The sequence below is a fragment of the Spirosoma sp. genome (genome assembly GCF_048594605.1).
Taxonomy (GTDB): Bacteria; Bacteroidota; Bacteroidia; order Cytophagales; family Spirosomataceae; genus Spirosoma.
Genome location: NZ_JBMDWV010000280.1, coordinates 1 through 6,904, shown reverse-complemented (window position 1 = coordinate 6,904; position 6,904 = coordinate 1). Strand labels below are relative to the sequence as shown.

Annotated in this window: 7 protein-coding genes; 3 read left to right on the top strand and 4 right to left on the bottom strand. The window is 48.1% G+C overall.

Going from position 1 to position 6,904, the window contains the following annotated elements:
- The coding region (locus tag ACOJS8_RS16785; RefSeq protein WP_420149699.1) for a glycosyltransferase at window positions 1-459 on the bottom strand (459 nt) is incomplete at its 3' end.
- A gap of 295 nt (window positions 460-754) precedes the next feature.
- Between ACOJS8_RS16785 and ACOJS8_RS16780 the strand changes: the two genes are divergently transcribed.
- Both ACOJS8_RS16780 and ACOJS8_RS16775 read left to right on the top strand, forming a co-directional pair.
- Window positions 755-2,386, top strand: a complete 1,632-nt coding sequence (locus tag ACOJS8_RS16780; RefSeq protein ID WP_420149698.1) for a hypothetical protein — start codon at window positions 755-757, stop codon at window positions 2,384-2,386.
- 83 nt (window positions 2,387-2,469) lie between these two features.
- A complete protein-coding gene (locus tag ACOJS8_RS16775; RefSeq protein WP_420149697.1) occupies window positions 2,470-3,846 on the top strand; it encodes a hypothetical protein in 1,377 nt (458 codons plus the stop codon).
- 9 nt (window positions 3,847-3,855) lie between these two features.
- Here the strand turns inward: ACOJS8_RS16775 and ACOJS8_RS16770 are convergent, their stop codons facing one another.
- From ACOJS8_RS16770 to ACOJS8_RS16760, 3 genes are all read right to left on the bottom strand, one after another.
- Entirely contained in the window at window positions 3,856-4,626 is a 771-nt protein-coding gene (locus ACOJS8_RS16770; protein WP_420149696.1) for a LytR/AlgR family response regulator transcription factor, read from the bottom strand.
- A gap of 169 nt (window positions 4,627-4,795) precedes the next feature.
- Window positions 4,796-5,860 (bottom strand): sensor histidine kinase, encoded by a 1,065-nt coding sequence (locus ACOJS8_RS16765; protein WP_420149695.1) that lies wholly within the window; start codon window positions 5,858-5,860, stop codon window positions 4,796-4,798.
- Window positions 5,861-5,893: 33 nt separating this feature from the next.
- A complete protein-coding gene (locus tag ACOJS8_RS16760) occupies window positions 5,894-6,133 on the bottom strand; it encodes a hypothetical protein (RefSeq protein ID WP_420149694.1) in 240 nt (79 codons plus the stop codon).
- A 40-nt stretch (window positions 6,134-6,173) separates the two neighbouring features.
- On the opposite strand from ACOJS8_RS16760, the gene ACOJS8_RS16755 reads away from it, so the two are divergent.
- A partial coding sequence (locus ACOJS8_RS16755; RefSeq protein ID WP_420149693.1) for a c-type cytochrome occupies window positions 6,174-6,904 on the top strand: 731 nt, incomplete at its 3' end.

Below are 6,904 nucleotides of genomic sequence, written 5' to 3'. Positions count from 1 at the left end.
TGTTGGTGGCAGAGCCTTCGACGATTCGCCCAACGGAGTAATACTAATCGAAACGACCGGTACATTCAGTAACTTTTTCACCAAAAGGCTAGCCGAAAAAGCTGAATCACAGATAAGTAAGTCGAACGGAAACGCTTCATAAATTTCTTTAATATCACTAAATAACTCCGGAGCGCGTAACAGAAAAATATTATTAAGGTCGAAACGCAGCCGGGCAATCGTTCCTTTGATACGTTGCCGTTCAGGCAGTGCTACGTCCAGATTAAGCTGATTGATTTCTTTCGCCTGCTGGTAGGGGTAATACGGAATGGCCAGTTTACGAATCTTGTCGGCATAGCTTGGCCCTGTGTACCAGCGCACATCATGACCGATCTTTTTGAGATGCACTGCCAGGCCCGTTAGTGGGTTAAGGTGGCCATCCAGGGGCATGGTGGCAAAGAGGATACGTTTAGGAATCATTAGTAGTTGTTTGAATAAAAAGGAGGATTGTTTCGACTGAGGTCTGATGTGAACGATGCAAAAGTAGAATGACTCAACTGAGGGGTCCAGCTCCTGTTAGCTGGAATGGAAAAAAAGGCAGTTCAAGCAGCTTTTGTTGCGGTTTAACTGACGAAACATCCTGACTTGATCAGATGCAGGCAAAGCGTATTATTTAACGGTAGCAAAATCGAATAAATTTCGTATACATTTGACTGTCAACCAATAACAGTAATTCAAGTTCAAAAGCAAGTAGTAATTCATAGACAATACGTATATGAAGGAACGCTTTACTGATCGACGATTTTCTGCACCTCTCTGGTTTCTTTTTCCGGTCGTATTTCTCATTGCCTTTGGCTTTGCCCTGTATACAAATCACGCCTGGGAAGACTGGTACATTACGTTTCGGGCCAGTAAGAATCTGGCAATGGGCAATGGGTTGGTCTTTACGCCGGGGGAGCATTTACACACGTTTACGTCTCCGCTTGGTACACTAATTCCAGCGTTATTGAGCTATCTGGCTGGCCCCGACAATGATGACCTGGTTCTTTGGCTGTTCCGGATTGTAAGTGCCGGTTTACTAGGAATTGCCGCTGTTCTGCTCCTTAAAAGCGCCTTATACGCACTACGTAGTACCCCGGCTATAGTCATGCTGCTGGCGCTTGTAGCGATCGACGCCAAAACGGTCGATTATTCCATCAATGGCATGGAAACCGCGTTTATGGTTTTCTTTCTGGCACTGCTGGTGTGCGCTTTTTACAGTCCGGTTGATCGACCTACCTATTGGCTGGCGGTAGCTATAGCGGGTTTGATGTGGAGCCGACCTGACAGCTTTGTCTATGTTGGGGCTGTTATGGCTGGGCACGTAGTGTTCAATCCAGAAAGCCGGTTGGCCCATACACGAGCAAGTTGGATATCGCTTTTTATACGGGCGGGTTTGCTCGGGTTTGTCTTCTATCTGCCGTGGGTGTTGTGGGCCTGGTGGTATTATGGTACTCCGATTCCCAACACAATTACAGCAAAGGGCTTAGGCAGTTTCGACGTTCTGAGTCTACTGCAGGCATTTTTTTTATTTCCAGTCACATCGTTGTTTTCGATTGATAATAGCCTGCACGCTACGTTTGCGCCCGCTTACATGAGTTTCGGCGGGTGGAATCTGATTATTCCCTTACTGAGCAAAGCGCTAACGTTTATCAGCATTAGTTACTGGCTACTGCCATCTGGTCGATCCGCTGTCCGGTCGTGGTCGTTTGCGGCTTTCCTGGCGCAGTTTTATTTGAGTCATGTTATACCAACGCCGTATCCGTGGTACGTACCCAGCGTTACGTTCCTATGCACCTGGGCACTGTCTTTCGAACTGGATCACCTCACCGATTGGCTGAGTCAAAAACGCCCGGCCCTTTTGCCGATGCTGAAAGGAACAACGGGCGCTATTATCGCCTTTCAACTAGCCGTGTTTTTATGCGTGGCCTATCAGATGCGGCTTCAGCAGCAGCTTATTGAGCTTGATAACCGTAAGGCAATAGGTTTGTGGCTGCGGGATCATGCGAAGCCCGGCAGTACCGTTTTTCTGGAATGCCTGGGGTATATCGGGTTTTATTCCAATCTGAAAATGTACGACTACCCGGGCCTTTCGTCCAAAGAGGTAGTCAATGCCCGCAAAGTGCTGCACTCCAACGATTTTAATAAGTTGGTACCCTATCTGAAGCCAGACTATTTAGTGCTTCGCCCTACTGACGGGGTAAATGCGTCGGTGCTTAGTCATTATCAGGAACTCAAGCGTTTTGACGTCACGGAGCGGGTTCGTTCGATTCCATTTTTACCGGGACGCGGATACCTCCAGTTCGACCAGCTATTCACTGTATACACACGTAAGCCGGAGAGCCAAACGACGCTTACCCTGAATTAGCCCGCCAATACGTTCCTGAAATCTCTCGTTTCAGGTTGCAGCCGTCATTCATTTCTGTTCGCCACTAAGAACCGTTTATAACCATGCTGCTGTCCCCTATTGATTCCGGCCTTCCCGGCTTTTCTACGTCAGACGCCAGTTACAAGGTTTATCGTCAACGCATCCTATTCGTTTGTATCTTTTATTTAGTGGTTGCCAGCTTACTCGCGGTTCTGGTTCGGTATGGCGTTATGGACGAAGATTTTCATCTTACCGCTGGCAAGTCTTTTGTCGATTCCGGGTTGAATCGCACAACTCTGTACAACCATATTCCGCCAACCGGTGTAGCGAGTCATCTATGGTATGCGTTTTGGATGTGGCTGCTGCCAGGAATCAGTTTCGTTGGGCTTCGTCTTATTACCTGCGCGGTGCTGGCATTAGTCGTAGGGCTTACTTATTTTAAGCTCAGAACCCTCTCCACTACGTTGCAGCGACGGTTTCTGGCCGCCAGTTGGTTTACATTTATCAGCCCTTACTTCTTTCTGAGTACCTCCACTGTAATGACCGAAGGACCGGCTCTTCTTTTTGTCTTTGCCGGTCTGCTGCTGCTATTTGTTTCACAGCTTCAGAACTTGTTTCCTTTGTTCCTGGCCAGTCTTTTCCTCGGGTTAGCCACAGTGGCCCGATTTTATTACATTCCGCTGCTGCCCGCTTTGTTTGTTGTTCTAATCCTTTCGGAATGGCAACAGTACGTAGCGAAGGCATCTTTGACGTTCACGGGCAGAAAACTACTTCCCTATCTGTTCATCCTTATCAGTTTGTTGCCGCTGGTTGGTTTAATCGTTTTGTGGGGAGGCTTAACGCCACCGTCGTTCAACAAGTGGTCGCATCTACGGTCGGGGGTTAGTTTTAATGTTTTGCGGCCCGTCTCTACGTCAGCCATTATTGGGGTTTATATTGCTCCTTTCGTACTGCTCAACGTATCGTGGAAGTCCGTGCTGTTCAAACGGACGCTGCTTGCTACGTTGCCGATAGCATTACTGCTGGCCTTATTTCAGGTAAACCTTTTTCATACGTCATCTATTGGCAACGTATTCAGCGGCCCTATCGAACACAGTTTGGCTCATATGCAGGTACGTAGTACGCTTATGCTACGTTTGGGGCTGTTTTTGCTGTATAGTCTGAGTTTTGTGAGTCTGGCGTGTGTCATTCAGCGGATGACGTTAGTCATCCGAGAGCGCGATTTTACGGACAAAGCCCTGATTTATTCCATTACGTTCGTTGGTTTTTTCGTGGCTTCGCAAGCCTTCATTGGCGGAAATCATCCGTTTTACGAGCGTTATCTGATTCACCCCTGGCCTTTTATTGGCTATATACTTGCCGCCATACTACCTGAATTTCTTACTACCCGAACGTACCTGTTTATGGCTATCTATACGATGGTATCCATCGCGATCCTGGCTCGGTGGGGTCTTGATTGACGTGCGTTTTTATTTGCCCATCCACTTTTTAAAATCCGTTGCCCGCTCCCGGCTAACCAGTACTTCGTGCTCGGACGCAGGTTTAAGTGTCAGTTTGAGCTTGTTGTTAAAGTGCGGATGAATTTGCTGCACTGCGCCGATATCGACAATGAACTGACGATTAGCCCGAAAAAACTGTGTCGGATCAAGCATGCTCTCCAGTTCGTCGAGCGTATAATCAATCGAAAATTTCTGGTTGGTTTTGGTTCGAAACAGACTGACACCCTCCTCCGAAAAGAAATAAGCGATATCGCTCACCTCAACCGGCATCCACTGGGTGAGGTGACGTACCAGAAACCGTTTACGATGTTCGGTCGGCTGGAGCTGCTGCCGAAGTTGCTGAACCAATGAATCAAACACAACCCGATCCTGCGTATTGGGTCGATCGAGCAGGCGTTTGTGCTTCGCTAAACTGGCTTCCAGCTCATGGCGCTTGATAGGTTTAAGCAGATAATCGATACTATTGACTTTGAACGCTTTAAGCGCATATTCGTCGTAGGACGTAGTGAAAATAACCGGCGACTCAACCGGCGTCTGTTCAAATATTTCGAAACTTTGTCCGTCGGCCAGTTCAATATCCATCAGAATCAGATCAGGAGCAGGCTGGCTTTTCAGGAAATTTATAGAAGCGCGTACGCTGGCCGTACTGCCAACAATCTGAACCGTCGGGTCTATTTCCTGGAGCAGTTTCGAGAGTTTGCGAACAGCCAGTTCTTCGTCTTCGATCAGGAGAATGTTCATAGGTGGTAAAGGTTAGTGCATCACATCAAGTATCAGACTAATTACTAAAGGTCTTTTAAAGCCATTCATTGCGCAACCCGCAATCTGTTGAAGCGGAACAAACGTACTATGAAGCGTCAATTCAGCCGATCAGAAGACGCGCCTTGATGGATAAACGCAACGCCTAGGCTTACGTAGCGACTGGCCTGGGGACTGAATGCCGCTGGTCAATCTGCTCTTTACTGATTAATGGCAATCGAATAATAAACCAATGGCCGTCATCCCTGATAACGGGCGGAGGCAGATCCAATACGTCGAAGTGAGCGGCTAGTTGAATAAGCCCTCCCTGGCGATTGAAAACGGCAGCTTTTTTCCGCTGAATCGAGTTGCCCACCTCCAGGTAACCATCGTGAGTTGTTCGGATAGAGAGCTGAAGGGGCGAATCAGGCAGCAAACTATTATGACGATGCGCATTTTCCAGTAAATTCTGAAGGGTGAGTGGTGGAAGTAGTCGATTAATGAACCGGTCGTCAATGGCAACATCCCAACGTAGCGCCCCTCCAAATCGAGCATCGAGCAAGTAACGATATGAGGTTAAAAAAGCGACCTCGTCGCCCAGCGCGACGAGTGGATGCTGACCTGCCTGCAGCAAATAGCGATACACGCTCGCCAGCTCGTCGAGAAACAGACCTGCTTTCTGGCGATCTTCCGAAATCAGCGCAGAAAGTGAGGTAAGCGAGTTAAATAAAAAATGCGGATTAACCTGATTTTTAAGACTATCGTACTGGCTCTGTAAACCGGCTTTTTTGACTGACTCGGTTTCCTGAACGGCTTCGCGGTATTTTTGAAGATAATAAATCACTTCATAAATCGATCCAACGAGTAGCGTACAGATAAAACCCGTAATCAGATAAACGATATATACCTGTCGATTTACGGGAATCAGAGCGATGTTCGTTACGTCGGTCAACCAGACAAATACCATCTGAAAGATGGTTGTAAGAACCAGGTAACCAGCAAAGGTGACGAGAACCCGCAAACGGGTTTGCTGAATACGGGCGTAGCGTTGCCGAACAAACATGAGCCACCAGATTACTGCCTCCCACATTAACGCTACGTAGGCCATGCCCAGCAGTGCCCAGCCAAGATAGCGTCGGTAATCGTACTCGTACTCTACCAGATAAAACAAATTCGCCAGCAATACCAGCAGCGGTATGCTAATCCAGCGAAACCATCTATCGTTAGGACGTTTCAAAAGCGATAAAATTAAGGCTCAACAACGGTCAGGCTAAAGATACGTATTTCCAGCCCTTCCCCCGTTTTGGTACGTCGAAAGTACTAGTCGCTGAACGTCAAATCCACCCTGAAGCTGATGAAGTGCTAAAAGTGCTGCCTGAAACGTAGCAAGCGGAATCGGTAGCCCGTTCAACCGGACGTGAGTTACAGGCGGTTCAACGTAGTTTTTTTCCGGTTCAACGGTTTCTGCGCTGGCTCCGGAGCCATTGGCGGTCAATTTTGTTCTGGTCATTGCAAAAGCGGCCTCCCTCTTTTTTAACCCAATCCTCACCATGAAAAAAGTATTGAAAATCACCGGTTATGTATTGTCTGTTTTAGTGCTGTTAGTACTGGGGTTCTGTGGGTACGTAGCTGCGGTTGGTATCCCGAAATATGCCCCGCCCGTCACTCCAAATATCACGGTTGAGCGGAGTGAAGCACGTATCAAACGCGGAGAAGCCATTGCGCAGGTGCAGTGCATGAGTTGCCACGCCAATAACGACAATCGACTGACCGGTAAATTACTGAGTGAAATTCCGGCCGTGTTTGGCACCATTTATTCCAAAAATATTACGCAGGATAAAGAAAAAGGGATTGGCCGGTGGACCGATGGCGAGCTGATGTATTTTCTACGCACCAGTGTCCGGCCCGACGGTTCGTTCGTAGGCATTATGCCGCGTTACACACTTATGTCGGACGAAGATCTCCAATCCGTTATTGCCTGGTTACGCTCCGATCGGCTACCGGTGCAACCCTCGAAAGAAGAAGCCCCTGAACTTGAATACAGTTTCTTCTCGAAGCTTTTGACCAACACGATCATTAAGCCCGGCGACTACCCACAGCAATCCATCCTGATGCCTGACAGTACAGATCAGGTAGCTTTTGGTCGGTATATCGCCGATGGCGTAGCTGATTGTTATAGCTGTCACTCAGGCGATATGCTGGATCAGGATAAACTACATCCCGAACGGTCGAAGGGCTATTATGGCGGAGGCATCAAAATGGGCGGTGAAGGCGGCAAATC